Below are 15,792 nucleotides of genomic sequence, written 5' to 3'. Positions count from 1 at the left end.
GCTTGCACAGAAATGTCTATGTAGGTGGGGGAATGGAATGGCTCGGGTAGCTGTCAAAGAGCTGGTGAAGCGGTTCGGGAAGGTTGTCGCCGTCGACCACGTGTCCTTCGAGGCCAGGGACGGCGAGTTCCTCGTACTGCTCGGGCCCAGCGGGTGCGGTAAAACCACCACTCTCAGGATGATAGCTGGCCTCGAGACGCCGGACGAGGGGGAGATCTACATAGGAGACAGGCTTGTGAACGACCTCCCGCCTAAGGACAGGGATGTGGCCATGGTCTTCCAGAACTACGCGCTATACCCGCACATGAAGGTCTACGACAACATCGCCTTCCCGCTTAGGGTGCGCAAGGTCCCGAGGGATGAGATAGATAGGAGGGTCAGAGAGGTCGCGAAGCTGCTCAGGATAGAGGACCTCCTCGACAGGTACCCGCGGCAGCTGAGCGGGGGGCAGCAGCAGCGAGTCGCGCTCGGGAGGGCGCTCGTTAGGCAACCACAGGTGTTCCTCATGGACGAGCCCCTGAGCAACCTCGACGCTAAGCTCAGGGTCTACATGAGGGCCGAGCTGAAGAGGCTTCAGAGGGAGCTGGGCATCACCACGATCTACGTGACGCACGACCAGGCTGAGGCCATGACGATGGCAGACAGGGTTGCCGTCATGAACGAGGGGAAGATCATGCAGCTCGCGGAGCCAGCGGAGCTCTACTACAGGCCGTCAAACACCTTCGTCGCAGGCTTCATAGGTGCTCCGGCTATGAACTTCATCGACGCCTCCGTTAAGCAGAGAGACAGCACCGTGTACCTCGACACCGGCGTTTTCACGATCGAGCTACCAAGAGACGCCGGGAAAGCGCTCCTCGAGGCAGGCGCCCCATCGGAGGTGATATTCGGGATAAGGCCCGAGCACATAGAACTGAGCAAGCAGGAGCTACCCGGCGGCTACCAAGTCGAGGTGTTCGTCACCGAGCCCCTGGGGGCCGAGACCATTATCGACTTTAAGCACGGCGACTCCCTCGTGAAGGCCAAGTACCCCGGGCACTTCGAGGCCGCACCAGGAGAGAAAGTGTGGATACGCTTCAAGCTTGAGTACGCCCATGTCTTTGACAAAAAGACTGGAAGAGTTATTGTTTAGACCGCGGATTTCACCTGACAAAAGAATCCCGGGAAAGATTTCTTTAAACCTCGACTTGAAGTTTGGAGTAATGATTAAATTACAGTTTAAGCGGTACACTACCGGTGCTTACCATGCCTAACAGGCTGAAAATTGTAACGGCTTGCGGCCTCGGAACAGGTACTGCACTGTTCTTGAAAACTGTCGTTGAAAGTATTGTGAGAAAAGCTGGTATTGACGCAAGTGTTGAGACGGCGGATGCCACCTTAGCCGCCGCGATGAAGCCCGACATAATTGTGACAGGACCTGACCTCGCTGAAAGATTTCAGAAGGAGGGAGCTGCGAAGATCATTATTGCAGTATACAACTATGGGAACAGGAGGGAAATCGAAGAAAAGCTTCTCGAAGCTATACAAAGGCTAAAAGGGTAAACTCTGGATGAAAATCCCGTCGATGGAGGACATTAGGAGATACGTTTCCGAGACTACTTACCCCATCGCAATTCTCCCCGTAGGAGCCGTTGAGGCTCATGGACCCCACCTACCTATAACAACAGACTCAATAATTGCTGAAGCCATTGCTGAGAAGGTTGCAGAGGAGGTTAACGCTGTAGCTTTTCCGGTAGTACACTATGGAACATTATGGTCTACCCGCGGATTCCCAGGCTCTGTTTGGCTGAAAACCCACTTATTGGAGGAAGTAGTCTACCAAATAGGAAGAGCTCTTAAGAAGAGTGGATTCAAGATGCTCGTCGTTGTGAACTCTCACGTCGGAAATTCCGGCTCTCTCCGCGAAGCTCTCAGGAGGTTACTTGAGGAAGGTATGGAGGTTATGTTGTTTAACCCGGATATCATCAGGAAAATCGCCTCAAAATACGTTGAGTCTGAGTTCTGGCACCCTGATTACTTCCATGCTGAGGAAATAGAAACTTCCCTGATATTATATCTAAAGCCTGACAGCGTTGACATGAGTAAAGCTAGAGCATTCTACCCTGAAGCACAACCTACCTATTTCTCGAACGTTTTTGTGCCATGGGAGAAAATAACTCCACCAGCGGTTATCGGGGATCCGACTAAAGCATCAAGGGAGAAAGGCGAGAAGATTTTTCTTGAAGTATGTAAAACTATCTCAGATCTTATCAAAGCTAGGCTTGCTGATTTAGAGAAGAATCTCTAAGAAGCTCTCTCAGTTTTTGTAGTGCTTCTTCCCGGTTTTTCGCCTCTCGGAGCTTTCTCACTAGCTCTTCCCCCTTCTCTGTGAGGAGGTTTGCGAGTTCTTGGAGCACTTTGATGTGTGAGTGCTTGTCGGGTGTGGAGAAGGCGATGAGGACGTAGACTGGGTCGTTGTGGGAGCCGAAGCTCACGCCGCTCCTCACGACGACCAGGGAGAGGCAGACCCTTCTAGCCCCGTCCTCCGGCCTAGCGTGGGGGATCGCGATCCCCGGGGCTATGGCGATGTAGGGGCCGAGCTCCCTGCAGGTCGACACCATCCTCCCAATATACCTCTCCTCCACGCAGCCGCCTTCCAGCAGAAGCCTACCGCTCAAAGCCACAGCACCCTCCCAGCCACTCACACCCTCAACCACAACAACCCTACCACCCAAAGCCTCTAGAAAGCCAACAGGTTGCTCTTTCACAGATCAACACCAAATGAGAGAAAAATGCCTTTAAAGAGTTTTTATCTTTTGAAGATGCTGAAGAGGTACACTATTAGTGGGAACCATACGTAGTCGGTGTCGGATGCCCAGCTGAAGAAGTCACCGATAGCAAAGCCCATAATTGGCCACATTATGGCTTGCCCTATACCCATGAGCACACCAGCTAGGACTCCGCCTATTATAGCTCCGACGACTCCTGCGTACTTGTTCCCGTAAACGGCCGCTGTTGCACCGTGGAACCACGCAGACATTGTAGGGGCGAAGATGAACCACGGGTATTTCACACTTGCGAAGATGAGTGAGGTGATGACCATTGAGAGCATACCGATGAGGCCTCCCCAAGACATGGATACTTGTCCGTATGGGAAGAACAGGGGGCAGTCTAAAGCTGGAACCGCTCCTGGCACGATCTTCTGAGCTATCCCCTGGAATGCGGGAATTAGTTCGGCTATTAGCATTCGGACGCCCATTATGAGTACAGCGAAGCCTGCAGCGAAGTTAAGCGCCTGGAGGAGTAGCCATATGACTGGATGCTTGCCAGCTGCATTGGCTGCTGCTACAACGCTGTCCCAAGCGACTATTCCGACTATGATGTAGATTATCAGATAGCTTGCCGCTATCATCAGCATGGGTTCCCTGAGCCAGCTGAGGTACTCTGGGAAAGTCAGTTCCTCCATGCTTTTGAACTTCCTGTTCTTGCCGAGTGGTTTCGTTATCAGCGATGTTGTAAGAACGACAAGGGATGAGGAGTGACCAAGAACGAATCCGGCGTTCTGGTTCACCTCTAGGTCGAAGAAGTGGGTATACCACGGCTGTATGATCTGGTAGAGTCCTGTGAAAAGCGAGGACGCTATTATGAGAGGCCATCCGGTCATCCCTAGAATGTACCTGAAGGCCGCGGTGTATATTACGGCGTTCCAGAATATTAGGTGCCCTGTAAGGAATATGTACTTAAAGGTTTTGCTTATTCTCGCTACAATTACATTTACCAAGAATGCAAAAACCATCACAAGCCCTATCTCAAAGCCAAGCTCTGCTATCACGTTGTTTGTTCCGATCTCAACCCTAACGGGTGGTAATTTCAGTGCGCTAGCAGCTATTGAGCCAAGCGGAGTCAGCGCACTGACCATTAGGCTAACTCCAGCTAAGAGGATGAGCAAGCCCAGGGCTGTTTTCAAAGTCCCAGAGATTATCTTCTCGATCCTCTCCTTGAGCGCGACTAACCCCGTGAGCGCAATTAGGCCAAGGAAGATGCTCGGTTCTCTAAATAGTGCTACTATGAAGTTTAAAATCTCTGTTGCTGGATCCATCGTTTTTGTCGCTCAAAGCTCTTATTTAAACTTTGTACCAAACATAATTCTAATTTAGCGTATCCTCAAGGCTTTCGATGGGTTTTCGTTGGTGAATGTGTCGGCTAAGCGCTCCTCGAAGCCCTTGCTCCTCAGCACTCTTCTGAGTAGGGGTATGAATGATGAGAAGAGGTACCCTAGGCCCGGGCCTCCGCCGTAGGACTTGAAGTCGCTCCTCCTGGCGAAGTCTGTCCCGAGCAGGATCTGACCCTCGTACCCCCGCGACACCATATCTGCGATGAATTCAGCCCTCCTGCCGTCGGGGGAGTACTTGATCTTCCCAATCTGGTCGAGGACGATGTACGACCCCTTCTCCAAAACCATGCTCCAGTACCAGGGATCGAGGTTGCGGTCGGCGTGGAAGAACACCACAGAGCCGGGGTCCACGCCCTCCCTCTCGAGGAAAACCTGGATCTCCGCCGCGAAGGTGCCTAGCGTGGTGTGCGCAACTATGGGAGCCCCAGTAGCCTTGTGCGCTATAGCCGCGGCTTTCATGCACTTCTCCTCGATGGGCAGCATCCTCATGTAGTCAGCCCCTACCTTAATGACCCCCGCTTTGAGGCCTGTGCCCTCCATCCCCTCTGAGACCTCTGAGGCGAAGAAGTCCGCGAGCCTGTCGAGGGGGGTGTTGTAGTAGCTGTCGTCGAGGTATATGCCCCGGTTGAAGCCCGTGACTGCTACGAGGTGGAAGCCCGGGGCTCGGTCTACGATGTACTTTAAAGCCGCGGGGTTGCGCCCGTAATCCCTAGTAGTCGCGTCGAGGGCCCCCCTACCCCCGGAGTCTATCAGGTGCCTGAGCTCCTCAAGGCCCCTCTCCCAGTCGGTTAAAAAGTAGTCGGGGTCGTTCTCGAAAGAGGGGGTTTTGTAGAGCCACGCTGGGGGGTGAGCTACGAGGTGGATGTGGGAGTTAAACATCCTAACCTCAGAGTCGGGGACCAAGCCCCTCACTGTTAGCACGCCCATACGATAAACAATCCCAGGAACAGAATTATAAGCATTGAGCCTAACTTCCCTAAGAGGTCTAATTCAGCAATATTTTTAGAACATGTTCAATAATTGAGTAAAGTGTTTGTAGATAGAGTTTAATTTATACAATCCTTAAGGAGCAGGAAGGGATATGAGGAGCGTGTCAGTTGTAAGCTTTGACCTCGACGGTACGCTTGTAACGCGCGAGTACGTGGACTACTTTTGGTTGGAGCTGGTCCCGAGGCTTTATGCTGAGAGGCACAGCCTGGGGCTTGAGGAGGCAAAGAGGATTGTGTACGCTTCGTACGACGAGGTGGGACCGGGGGACGTGAGGTGGTACATGCCGGGCTACTGGTTTAGGAGGTTTGGGATAGAGGACAGACTTGAGGACGCGTTGCGGGAGGCCGCGGAGAGGATTAGGCCCTACCCCGACGCGCTCGAGGTTGTGGAATTGCTGAGAGGTAGGTGCACGCTGGTCATATGCACGAGCGCTGCGAGGGAGTTCGTCAACCTGGTTCTGTCCAGGATCCCGCTGTACCGGAGCTCGTTCAAGCACGTGTTCTCATCCTCCTCCGACTTCGGCTTCCCCGGCAAGCCGCCCGCGTTCTTCCAGAGAGTCTCGGAGCTTCTAGGCGTCAGCCCGCAGGAGATACTCCACGTCGGAGACGACGAGGAGAACGACTTCGCGAACGCTAGGCGGGCTGGAGTCAAAGCTGTCTACGTCGATAGGGGTAGCGGGGAGTCCCTTAGGGAGGTCCTCGAGAGGGAGCTCGGAGACCCCTAACCTCGAAGCGCGCTCGTCTTGACGGCGCTAGACTTCCACTGCTAGAACCTCGCGTTTTTTCGGGTTCGCGGCCCTAGCCAGGTAGCCTGAGCCGTCGCTCGTCATGCTAGCCTTTGCTACGATACTGCTGATGCCCTCGAACTCGAGGCCCACGATTCTACCGACGGCCATGGGATTTACACCGTACTTGAGGGAATCAAACCTCTGAATCATGTACCAGGCGCTGTTCCTCCACTCCTCCTCTAGCCTCTCGTCCCACGGCTCGGGGTTTGCGGAGGGCTGTGCGAGCACATCGGCCCCCTGGGAGGCGAGGCGTGAGACGATGTCCTCCTTGAATGAGTCTAGGCAGATGGCTACGCCGAGCCTCCCGTAAGGAGTCTCACAAACTGTGACATCGCTTATCGACCCGGGTGATACGCCTAGCTGGAGCTCAGGGGTGTCGAGGTGCACCTTCACCTGCCTGCACTTCGCGCGGCCATCGCTGTCGAAGACGTACGAGACATTTTGGATCGCTCTCGGGGAAGTGGGCTCGAGCAGGGAGCCTGCGACTATAACGGCCTTGTACTTCGACGCTAGCCTGCTGAATGCGGTGAAGTAGGCTTCTCTGATGCGCTTCCACTTCAGCGACAGCAGCGCGCCCCTAGGGTTCAGGGAGCGCAGGGTCTCAAGCAGGAAGCGGGGTAGGTTTCTGAGGGCTAGCCTAGCTAGCGCTTCCTCGAGCGTCTCGGCGCGAACTCTCTCGCCCAGGAATATGAGGAAGGTCCCAATGTGCTCGGGGTAGACCACTATGGCTCCCTGAAGGTCGCCGAGCACGGACTCCGCCTCGAGAAGCGGGTGCTCGATGGAGTCATAGAAAGCGCTTGCATTCTCGTAGCTCTCGCAGTTAAACTCGTACTGGACTGCGACGAGCTTCACGCTGACCTTCTTTGGTTCGGGGACTTTAAAGGTTTATATTTGCTCGAACCGCAGGAGTATACGTGTCTAAGAGTGTATATGTCGAGGTTCCGCTCAGCAGGCACACAAGGCTACTTCACCCTAAGCTCGTCACGCTGGTCGTCACATCGTCTGGAGACGGAAAGGTGAATGTGATGCCCGCGAGCTGGGCTATGCCGGCGAGCGTAAACCCTCCCCTAATCACCGTGGCTATTTCGCCGAAGCGCTTCAGCTACGAGCTCCTCCAGGCCAGGGAGGAGTTCACGGTGAACCCTGTCCCGGTTGAGATGAGGAGCGTGGTCGAGCTCACGGGCTCCACATCCGGTAGGGAGGTGGACAAGGTAAAGGAGGCCGGAATCCAGCTCCTCCCCGCTGAGAGGGGTTCGGTGCCGTGCATTGACGGCGCGCTGGCCTGCCTCGAGTGCCGCGTGTGGGCGCAGTACCCGGCGGGGGACCACGCTCTTGTGGTGGGCAGGGTTGTGTGGGCCAGAGCCCGTGCTGACGCCTGGGATGGGGCGACCTACGACCTGAGAAGGGCTAGGCCTTTACTCCACCTCGGAGGAGACAGGTACGCTAGCCCTGTGGGGGAAGCCTAGCATCTACACGCGCGGCGAAACTACTGGAACACTACTGCTTTGAAGCCTCTCCCCCTAACGTGCTCGAGGGTTTTCCGCGAGTAAAGCAGGGCAGCAGCCGCTAGGAGCAGCGTGGAAAGAGTTGTAGGCGCGAGGAGGGTCCAGCCGGCACCCTTAGCGACAGCAAGCCTAGTGATGTATCCCGGCCCGAGCAACGGTACAAGCGCTAGGACATGGTGGTTGATCGGTGGGAGGGGGGCTAGCAGAAGCCCCAGGTAGGTTAGAGCGGCGATGTCGAGCAGGGCTGCCGGTATACTTGTTCTTAGGACGGTGGCAGCCAGGATTGCGCCGTAAGCCGTGCCTTGAGCCCACAGCAGCAGGAGCGAGGCAAGGGCTACTCCCGGTGACTTTACGTTAAGCGCGTCTATTCCCATGCTGTAGGAGAGAGTCAGCACCAGCAGAGACGAGATCGACACTGGCACGGCGATGACAAGGCTCCTGCCGGACGCGGCTGCGACCGGCGACACGCCTGAGAACTCCAGCGGCTCCAGCAACCCGAGCTCGGTCAGGTAATCCACCCACCCTCCGATCATCCAGCCAGCGTTGGCGATCACAGCCCAGGCTACGAGCGCCCAGTATGTCTCTCTAGCGAACTCGGGGCCCTGGGAGGAGTAAGCCCCAAAGAGGAATATGGACATCCAGAGGGCGTCGGTCAGCGAACCAGACGCTGTGCTCAGGAAGTAGCGCTTTGTTCTCAAAGCGTGCAGCCAGAGGAGGGCTTTGAGCTTCCTCACGGATAATGTCGATGCCGTTTTTGGCTTTTTTCCACAGCGTAAGCGCCGGCTCATACGTGTATCCCCCTCCTGAGCAGTTCGGACTCGCCCTTGGACACTAGGAATTGGAGGATGCTGTTGAAGAGTAGACTCGTCGTCAGGTAGACGAGCGCCACTGCTGTGATTGCGTCGCCGGCGAGGCCCCCCTCTGTGAGGGCGTGGACGAGCTCGAAGAGGTAGGTGGTCGGCAGGAGCTTCGCGACGGCCTGGACCCATGGGGGTAGGATTGAGATAGGGTAGATTGCGCCGGAGACGAGGAGTATTAGGGGGGCGAGCCAGTCGAGCCAGACGGTCTCCTCCTTAGATGCGAGAACTGAGTAAGCTACGAGCGAGCTGAGGCCAAGCAGGGGCAGAGCGGCCAGAAGCGAGAGCAGGAATATGAGGGAAACATTCAGGAGCGCGGGGGCAAAACCTACGAAGAGGGCGAGCAAGGGGAGGAACTCCGCTGCCTTGAGGAGCGACTCGATCAGGTACCTCGGGATGTAGCTCAGCACCAGAGCGATAGACGGGCTAGACGGCGCCACGGCTATGTATGGTAGAACCCCCAGGAAGCGGAGGGACAGGGCGTTGCCCGCCAGGTCCCAAACTATGTCTATCGATGAGACCACCAGGACGCTGATCATAACGTCTTTGAGCAGTTTCGTGGGGGTTGTTTCCTGGCTGATCGCCGTGAGCGCGAGAAGGACCAGGTAGGGCCGCAGCAGGAGGACTGCTATGAGAGCTGGGCTGTGCCTGTAGAAGGCCAACCACAGGTGAAACCCCGCCTTCAGCTGGGCGATGAAGACCCTGGTGTTCACGGCTAGCCACCCCTCTTAGCCGTCAAAGCCACGAACACGTCCTCAAGGGTTGGCTCCTTGACTGAGACTCCGCGCACTTTCAGCCCGCTGGCTCTGAAGCTGTGCACGAGGGATTCTAGGGCCTCGTCCGCCTTGCTCGCAGGAACGGCGACGGTGAGCTTCTCTACGTTCCCGTGGGCGTGGTGGGTGCTGAGCCTTGCGCCCTCCACCAACTGGAGGGCCTTCACAACCGCTTCGTGCGGGACTCCTGACACTCTCACCTCGATGAACACGGAGTCGGCTATGCTCCTCTTGAGTGACTCAACGCTGTCTACGGCGACGATCCTCCCATCAACCAGTATCGCCACCCTGTCCAGGAGGGTCTCAGCCTCGAACATGTTGTGTGTCGTTAGGAGCACCGTTCTGCCCTGCTTGTGGGCGAGGTCCAGTAGGAGCCCGCGTATCCTCCTTGCGGAGACGGGGTCCAACCCGAGCGTGGGCTCGTCCAGTATTAGGACTTCAGGGTTGCTTAGTAGTGCTCTGGCGATGCTGAGCCTAGCCCTCATACCGAGGCTCATATCCTCGTACGTTTTGTCCGCGTGCTTGTGGAGGCCCACCTCGCGGAGAACCTCCTCGACTCTGCTGTTGAGCCTCGAGCCGTTGAGGCCGTAGAGCATCCCGAAGTACTTCAGGTTCTCCCTGGCCGTCAGCTTGTAGAAGAAGCCTTTCTCGACGCTCAGAGATATGCCTATGTGCTTCCTCACCTCATCTCGATCTTTCACCACATCGAATCCAAGGATGCTGGCTTCACCTCCGTCGGGGAGGAGCAGGGTCGACAGTATCTTGACGAGTGTTGATTTCCCCGCGCCGTTAGGGCCGAGTATCCCGAATAGCTCCCCCCTCCGCACGCTGAAGCTAACGCCTCTAAGAGCCTCGACTACGCTTGTCTCCCAGCGGAGGAAACCCCGCCGGGTCCGGGAGACGTACCTCTTCCTAAGATCCCTAACCTCCACAGCTAGCATACCGCTCACCCTCTGGCTGCAAGTGAGAAGAGCGCGGAGGAATGTACCCTAGTTAAATTTCATTTAGCCTTAGATAAACCTTTCCCTCTTGACAGGAAGTGGGGCAACAGCTTCTCTGTAAGCTTGTCGGCTGAGATCACTCCCAGGAGTCTCCCTTGGGCGTCTATGACGAAGGCGTGGGTTTCACACTCCTTAACCATTAGCTCTGCGAGGCTCCCGATAGGCTCTGAGGGTTGTACCGTCAGAGGCCTCCTGATCGGGAGCGCCTCGACACTGAGGCTTGGGTTTGATAGGTTGAAGCTGAGAACATCCGTTAGCGTCAGGTAGCCTATGAGCTTGCTGTCATTCGTCACGACGGGGAAAACTTCCGCCTCGCGCTTCGCAGCGATAGCGAGCAACTGCTCGAGTCGAGTACTTAGCGTTATGGCGAATGGCTTCTCCGCGAACTCAGCGACACGGTACTTTTCGAGGACCTCCGGTTTCTGCTGCTTGAGGATTGAGTAGACCTCTGCGAGAGTGTAGGTCTCTAAGGGTGGCCGTCTGAGAAGCTGGTCCTCGTAGAAGGTCTCGTGCCCCGAGAGGAAGTAGGCTATTACGGACGCTAGTGATGCGGGCACTATGGCTCCTCCGCCGTAAAGCTCCGCGACGAACACCACGGGCATGATGGCGGTTTTCGTCGTAGAGGCGAGGACAGCTGACATGAAAACGGGGGTGTATCGGGGGTCGAGCCCGAAGAGTCTCGTGTAAGCTAGGCCCATCACAGCGCCGACGTAGAGCGAGGGTATGAAGAGGCCGCCCGAGCCTCCGGAGCTCAGCGTGAGTGAGGTTGCAACTATCTTCAGCAAGAGAAGGGCGGCGAGGAGACCTATGCTTGCGTTGAGCTCGTTCCGGAGAGCCGCTTCTATAACTCCGTACCCTGTGCCCGAGACCTCCGGGAAAAGGGCCACGAGAGTGCCCAGAATGGCTCCGCCTAGAGCGATCCTTTGTGCAAGCCTAAGTCGGGCGAGCCTGCTCTGCACCAGCTTGTAAAACCTGACGAACAAGAGGCCCACAGCCGCCGATGCAACCCCGGCCAAGACCACGTGCAGAGGCTCAACGGTCATCGGGTACTGAGCGAGAAATGGGTAGGCCAGGGTCTCGCCACCGCCCAATGTTAGTACAACGAGGTACGATGCTGCTGATGCCAGGAGCGCTGGCAGGAACACTTCTTTCTCGATATCGAACAGGTACGGGATCTCCAGGGCGAAGAGCGTGCCCGAGAGAGGGGCTCTGAAGATCGCGCTCAGGCCTGCGGCAGCTTCTGCTATCATCAGCCTCCTTCTATCCCCGGCCTCTAAGCGGAAGAGCCTGGAGGCGAGGGATCCTATCCCTCCGCCGAGGTGTAGGCCCGGGCTCTCGAGCCCCGCGCTCCCACCAAGGCTTATCGTTAGGATGGACGACGCGGCGTCGGCGAGCGTTTCCCTGGCTTTTATCTCCCCACCCCTGAAATGGTAGGCGTAGATCACGTTGTGAGTCCCAAGGTGCCTTGCGTAGCCTGTAAGCAGGAGCAGTACTAGCGACGACGCGGCTAGCCCGACCATAGGTAGGGCGGCACGCGCGAACACACTTGCCGAGCTCAGTCTTTGGGCTACGCTCGAGAGAGTGTTGAAGAGCCCGAGATAAGCTAGGCTAAAAACCCCTACGAGCAAGCCCGTCGCTACCGAGTAGGTGAGAAAGAGGAGCTCTTGCGAGTCAACTTCTAAAATCTTTGACAAACCCTGCATCGCCACTTTCATACCGCCGCACCCAGCTTGTACCAAACAGAGGTAGCTCTAGAGCCCCGGGCCCAGCGGGCCGGCCAGGACTAATAATTTCTGTCTCGCGTCTTCGAATGTCTAGTTGCATTAAAGCTTTTCATGCTTAGGCTCGCTGACAGCGAGGTTGCCAACGCTAGGACGCTCGCAAACGATATTGGCTCGAAGCCGAAAGCGGCGTTTGCGGCTCCGCTGAGGGGTGGAGCCGCGGCGTAGCCTAAACCTATGAAGGCCTCGAACAGAGAGGTCGCCTTCTCGATTCCACTGCCTCGGCTGAAGACGAGGTCGAGCGCGGTCGCGTAGATCATCCCTTGAGCGTACCCTATGAGGCCGGAGATCAGCGCCACAAGTATGGGGTTTGCGGTTGAGGTCAAGCCGAGGCCAGCTAGAAAACCCAGCATAGCCAGCAGAGGGTTCCTGAGCGATCTAGGGGCTTTATCGTAGAAGAAGAATGTGGCTGTCCTCGTCAGGAGCATTGTGAAGTTGACGAGCGAGATGTAGTCGCGTGACAAGCTCCTGCTCTCAACGAACAGAGGATAGAATGTGAAAACCCCGCTAGACGAGGCAGAGTAGGCTATGCAGTACGCCCAGGGGGCCCAGAGCAGGAGCAGATCCCTCGTGCCCGCATCCCCAGCATGTCTATACACGCTCGAACTGCTGCCCTTAATCCTGAGCCCTAACGCAGATTGAGAGATAGAGAGAGCGGTGTATGCAACGAAGAGTAGCTTTAAGTCGAGCTTGAGGAGGGTGGAGGTGAGGAGAGCTCCGACGAGCGAGCCGGAGCTCCACGAGAATGAAAACTTAGACACCGACGACCCGCTACGAGATAGGTGTGCTTCAACCGCCGGCCAAAAGAGCCCGAAGCCCAGCAAGACGAGGCTGGAGGAAGCCAGTATCCCCGTGAATGTTTTAGAGAACAGCAGCGCGGCGAAGCCTGCTGACATTACGCCGAAAGCCAAGGCGATGATCTTAGAGCCGGATAAGCGGTTGTGAGCCGCCGAAGACGTCAATGATCCGGCCACGTACACGAACGACGCGACGCCCGAGATCACGCTGATCTGAAGCTCGTCGAGTGAGAGGCTGTAGGCGTAGAGGACGAGGGCTGGAGTGAAGACCGCCTGCAGGAAGGAGGCCATGAAGGACAGGATGTAGGCTGGCTCCAAGCGCGTTCCCCTTTGGGTCTAGCCGGCTCTTAGAAAAACTTTCCGCACCGCCAGGCCTGAAGCGGTGCCTGAGGGGCAGGCAACGTTAACGAGTATCACAACGAGAGCTCGATCGCTTGGCCTTCCACTCGTATCGATAAGGCGCCGGCGCCGCTACTACCTTCCACAGCTACCTGAAAAACCTCCCTAATTGGACGTGAGCACCGTTAAATGAAGTGGGTGATAGTGATTGATTCTACAGGCTTACGACGAGGCTCTCGAGGAAGGGTGTTAGTAGCGTCAGCAGGAAGCCGTGAATAATGCTCGGGATGGAGGCCTCGTCTCCGTAAGTGTAGACGTATACTGGCAGCGTGTTGTCCATGGTAGTGGCTCCACCGAGGCTGATCATAGACGCCCTGGGTTTCCTGAGAGTGGGCACGAGGATGAACGTCAGCTGCTCCCTCAGCACGTTCGTGAGGAATGCTGTGAAGCCCCAAGCTGGGCCGTAAACCTGCGCCACAAACGGGCCCGCGAAGCTGTACCACCCTAGGCCGAGCATCGTAGCCAGAGACGCTTCTAGGGGCACCGCGAGGGTTAGCGAGGCGAGGAAACCTGTAGCCAGCGCAGAAACTATGCTCAAACCGGTCGCCTTCATGGCTACCGCTCCGCCTTTCCTAACAGCGTCCACGGTCACGGCGTCAGCGGTTGTGAGCCCAGTGGCAATTATCACAGCGTAGACCTCTAAAGTTACAGCGGAGCTTATTAAGCTGGACAGGCGTTCGCCAACTAAGAGGCCCGCTACCCAGCCCCCCGCGATTGAAAGGAGCAACACCGGGTCGGCTCTTCCCCTAGCTTTCCCGCCGGGGTTTCCAGAGGAGCCCCTGTCGATCATCATTCCGAGAAGTAGCGTGACGGCTGTCAGCAAAGCTAGCATCACAGCAGATGTCGCAAGGCTTTGTAAGAGCACCGCGGCGCCGTGCGTCGAGGCCCAGAGCGAGATAGTGAACACCAAAGTGGCTACGACGAGCTTGAAGGCGGCTTCGGGGATCTTAACCTTGAGGAGTCTTCCAAGAGCTATGGACGCCACGAAGGCGAGTAGGATGCCCGCTGAGCTCAGCTCCATGCAAATGTCCAACTCATCGTAGGTGTAATGTTTTTAAACTTTCGTAGTAATGGGCTGGAAAGGTTTAGGTGCAGACGCTGAAGACAGCCTTGGTTACGGCCGCGCCTGGCTCATCTGCCCCCTTCACTTTTCTGAGAGCCCCCTTGCGGGGTCATGGGTCGCCCCTTTCCGGGGCGGGCCGCCCTGGCTGGGCGGCCTTCAGCCCGTGTCGCCGCGGGCACATACCCTCCTCGCGCCGCGCGCAGCACCCGCTAGTCCCCCAGGTGGGGGAGCTGCGGGAGCTGTGGCTGGGGCATGCTGGCCTGTCTCTGGAGCCGTGGGTCGTGGCATGTAGTACCTCTTCGCCAGTGCTCGTGGGTGGCTCTGTAGCCAGCTCTGCAGCGCCTGGAGGTGCTTTTCGGCTGTGCATGCTTTTAGGAAGAGCTTGGCGGCGTTGAACGCCGCGGCCCAGTCTCTCCCCCAGACCAGGCCGCAGCCCTCGCAGCGGTAGTAGCGCTTCTGAACCTCTACCCCCTCTTTCCCGCAGAGGGGGCACCGCCTGCCCGAGACGTTGTTGTCAGGCTTGAGCCACCTGACGCCCTCGTAGAGGGCGAGGTTCTCAAGCCGCTTTGCTATTCTCAGCAGCGTCCTCTGCAGTTGCGAGCCTCTGAGGGACTCGGCCTGGGGCACGTCGACGACAACGACGACTGTGTAGCCTTGATCCCGTAGCTTTCTTATCAACGCTCTCAGCTCTCTGAGCACGCTACGAATCCAGCCGTCGTTGAGCTTTCGAATCTTCCTGAGGGCCTGCCTAGCTATTCTCTCAGCCCTCTCCGGCGTCAGGTTCATTTTCGCTCTCAGTTTCTCCGCCAGCCTCAAGGCCTCCTCCACCGCGCAGCCCCTCCCCTCTCTCCGCAGCTTTTCGACGTCCCTCCTCTCCCTGAACCTCTCTACGGCCTCACTCCAGAACTTAACCTTGGAGTAGCTGTGCATAATGGCCGCGAGCAGTCAGCATGGTGGTGTTAGGCGGCTTAAACACGCGTTGCACCACCAGCTTGGCTTCGCCGTCGAAGGCGAAGGCAATGAGGTAGAGGCCGTGGCTACTGTTCACGTCCACCGCTATGACAGCCAGCTTGCCGTCGCCGTCCCACCATGTAGTTTTAACCTCGCGGTGCGTCACTAGGCGAAGCCTCCCCCTAGCTGTTAGCTGCAACGTCAGCTTCAAATCTGGGAAACGCTCAACGTCCTCGAGCACCGCCCTAATCAGCGATGGCTTCAGCCTCACCGCGACGCCAGCGCTGGGCACGCGTAGTTCTTTTCCGTCGACGTTAAGGACTGCTACAGCGTTGCCCTTGCCGTGAAGCCTCTCACCACTGTTGACCACCTTGACGAGTAGCGGTACTGGAGGCGGAGTGAACCCGTTGCGCCTCTTAGACTTCCTCCTGGCCTCGGCAACCATGCTCCGCCATTCCACTGCGTAATAGAAGAGGCCCTTCGGCAGTCCCGCTGTCTTCGAAGCCTCCCCAGCCAGCTCCTCGCTGAACTTCTCCGGTTCCCTCCTGAACGCGTCGCCGTGCTTCTTTCTGAGGGCCTTACACGCCTGCTTAACTGCGCTGGACAGCCTCACGTACAGCCGTTGCAGTCTTTGCCTCTTTTCCCTGTTGGTCTTGACTTCCCAGACCCTGTAGGCGTCAACGTGTCTCTCGCCGCTCCCCTCGCCTTTCCGGCCCACGCTCCCACCTCCAGGGAACT

At 57.1% G+C, this 15,792-nt stretch carries 17 protein-coding genes; 5 read left to right on the top strand and 12 right to left on the bottom strand.

Features of this window, described 5'->3' with window-relative positions; translation table 11 throughout:
- Window positions 1–37 precede the first annotated feature (37 nt).
- The 3 genes from MOV14_RS09130 to MOV14_RS09120 all read left to right on the top strand — a co-directional run bounded on the left by MOV14_RS09130 (window position 38) and on the right by MOV14_RS09120 (window position 2,284).
- Window positions 38–1,129: an ABC transporter ATP-binding protein gene (locus MOV14_RS09130; protein ID WP_318537020.1), complete on the top strand. Its 1,092-nt coding sequence runs from the start codon at window positions 38–40 to the stop codon at window positions 1,127–1,129.
- A 113-nt stretch (window positions 1,130–1,242) separates the two neighbouring features.
- On the top strand, window positions 1,243–1,539 hold the full coding sequence (locus MOV14_RS09125; RefSeq protein WP_318537019.1) for a PTS sugar transporter subunit IIB: 297 nt from the start codon (window positions 1,243–1,245) through the stop codon (window positions 1,537–1,539).
- A gap of 22 nt (window positions 1,540–1,561) precedes the next feature.
- Window positions 1,562–2,284 carry a creatininase family protein gene (locus tag MOV14_RS09120; RefSeq protein WP_318537018.1) on the top strand — a complete coding sequence of 241 codons (723 nt, stop codon included), beginning with the start codon at window positions 1,562–1,564 and terminating at the stop codon, window positions 2,282–2,284.
- Here MOV14_RS09120 and MOV14_RS09115 read toward each other — a convergent pair.
- From MOV14_RS09115 to MOV14_RS09105, 3 genes are read right to left on the bottom strand one after another with little or no spacing between them, the layout of a single operon-like run.
- Window positions 2,253–2,744 (bottom strand): PTS sugar transporter subunit IIA, encoded by a 492-nt coding sequence (locus MOV14_RS09115; protein WP_318537017.1) that lies wholly within the window; start codon window positions 2,742–2,744, stop codon window positions 2,253–2,255. The two genes, MOV14_RS09120 and MOV14_RS09115, sit on opposite strands and share 32 nt — an antisense overlap.
- 41 nt (window positions 2,745–2,785) lie before the next feature.
- Entirely contained in the window at window positions 2,786–4,075 is a 1,290-nt protein-coding gene (locus MOV14_RS09110; protein ID WP_318537016.1) for a PTS transporter subunit IIC, read from the bottom strand.
- Between the two features lie 54 nt (window positions 4,076–4,129).
- Window positions 4,130–5,077, bottom strand: a complete 948-nt coding sequence (locus MOV14_RS09105) for a phosphotriesterase family protein (protein ID WP_318537015.1) — start codon at window positions 5,075–5,077, stop codon at window positions 4,130–4,132.
- Between the two features lie 154 nt (window positions 5,078–5,231).
- Between MOV14_RS09105 and MOV14_RS09100 the strand changes: the two genes are divergently transcribed.
- Window positions 5,232–5,864: an HAD family hydrolase gene (locus MOV14_RS09100; RefSeq protein ID WP_318537014.1), complete on the top strand. Its 633-nt coding sequence runs from the start codon at window positions 5,232–5,234 to the stop codon at window positions 5,862–5,864.
- A gap of 27 nt (window positions 5,865–5,891) precedes the next feature.
- Here MOV14_RS09100 and MOV14_RS09095 read toward each other — a convergent pair whose 3' ends face one another.
- Entirely contained in the window at window positions 5,892–6,779 is an 888-nt protein-coding gene (locus MOV14_RS09095) for a nitrilase-related carbon-nitrogen hydrolase (RefSeq protein WP_318537013.1), read from the bottom strand.
- Window positions 6,780–6,841: 62 nt separating this feature from the next.
- Between MOV14_RS09095 and MOV14_RS09090 the strand changes: the two genes are divergently transcribed.
- On the top strand, window positions 6,842–7,393 hold the full coding sequence (locus MOV14_RS09090; RefSeq protein WP_318537012.1) for a flavin reductase family protein: 552 nt from the start codon (window positions 6,842–6,844) through the stop codon (window positions 7,391–7,393).
- A 20-nt stretch (window positions 7,394–7,413) separates the two neighbouring features.
- Here the strand turns inward: MOV14_RS09090 and MOV14_RS09085 are convergent, their stop codons facing one another.
- From MOV14_RS09085 to MOV14_RS09050, 8 genes are all read right to left on the bottom strand, one after another.
- Complete coding sequence (locus MOV14_RS09085) at window positions 7,414–8,166, bottom strand: hypothetical protein (protein WP_318537011.1); 753 nt, start codon at window positions 8,164–8,166, stop codon at window positions 7,414–7,416.
- A gap of 50 nt (window positions 8,167–8,216) precedes the next feature.
- Window positions 8,217–9,002, bottom strand: coding sequence for an ABC transporter permease (locus tag MOV14_RS09080; RefSeq protein ID WP_318537010.1), 786 nt, complete (start codon window positions 9,000–9,002; stop codon window positions 8,217–8,219).
- Window positions 9,003–9,004: 2 nt separating this feature from the next.
- Window positions 9,005–10,003 (bottom strand): ABC transporter ATP-binding protein, encoded by a 999-nt coding sequence (locus MOV14_RS09075; protein ID WP_318537009.1) that lies wholly within the window; start codon window positions 10,001–10,003, stop codon window positions 9,005–9,007.
- Between the two features lie 59 nt (window positions 10,004–10,062).
- Window positions 10,063–11,778 (bottom strand): chloride channel protein, encoded by a 1,716-nt coding sequence (locus MOV14_RS09070; RefSeq protein ID WP_318537008.1) that lies wholly within the window; start codon window positions 11,776–11,778, stop codon window positions 10,063–10,065.
- A gap of 68 nt (window positions 11,779–11,846) precedes the next feature.
- Complete coding sequence (locus tag MOV14_RS09065) at window positions 11,847–12,959, bottom strand: MFS transporter (RefSeq protein ID WP_318537007.1); 1,113 nt, start codon at window positions 12,957–12,959, stop codon at window positions 11,847–11,849.
- Window positions 12,960–13,194: 235 nt separating this feature from the next.
- Window positions 13,195–14,061 (bottom strand): lysine exporter LysO family protein, encoded by an 867-nt coding sequence (locus tag MOV14_RS09060; RefSeq protein WP_318537006.1) that lies wholly within the window; start codon window positions 14,059–14,061, stop codon window positions 13,195–13,197.
- Between the two features lie 198 nt (window positions 14,062–14,259).
- Window positions 14,260–15,033 (bottom strand): transposase, encoded by a 774-nt coding sequence (locus MOV14_RS09055; RefSeq protein ID WP_318537005.1) that lies wholly within the window; start codon window positions 15,031–15,033, stop codon window positions 14,260–14,262.
- Window positions 15,011–15,772, bottom strand: coding sequence for a hypothetical protein (locus MOV14_RS09050; RefSeq protein ID WP_318537004.1), 762 nt, complete (start codon window positions 15,770–15,772; stop codon window positions 15,011–15,013). Before MOV14_RS09050 ends, MOV14_RS09055 begins: the two co-directional genes overlap by 23 nt.
- Window positions 15,773–15,792 lie beyond the last annotated feature (20 nt).

Origin of the sequence: Infirmifilum sp. NZ (assembly GCF_022693705.1) — an archaeon.
In the GTDB taxonomy this organism is placed as follows: Archaea; Thermoproteota; Thermoprotei; order Thermofilales; family Thermofilaceae; genus Thermofilum.
Note: the sequence above shows the minus strand (reverse complement) of the source record. Positions and strands in the feature narration are given on the sequence as shown.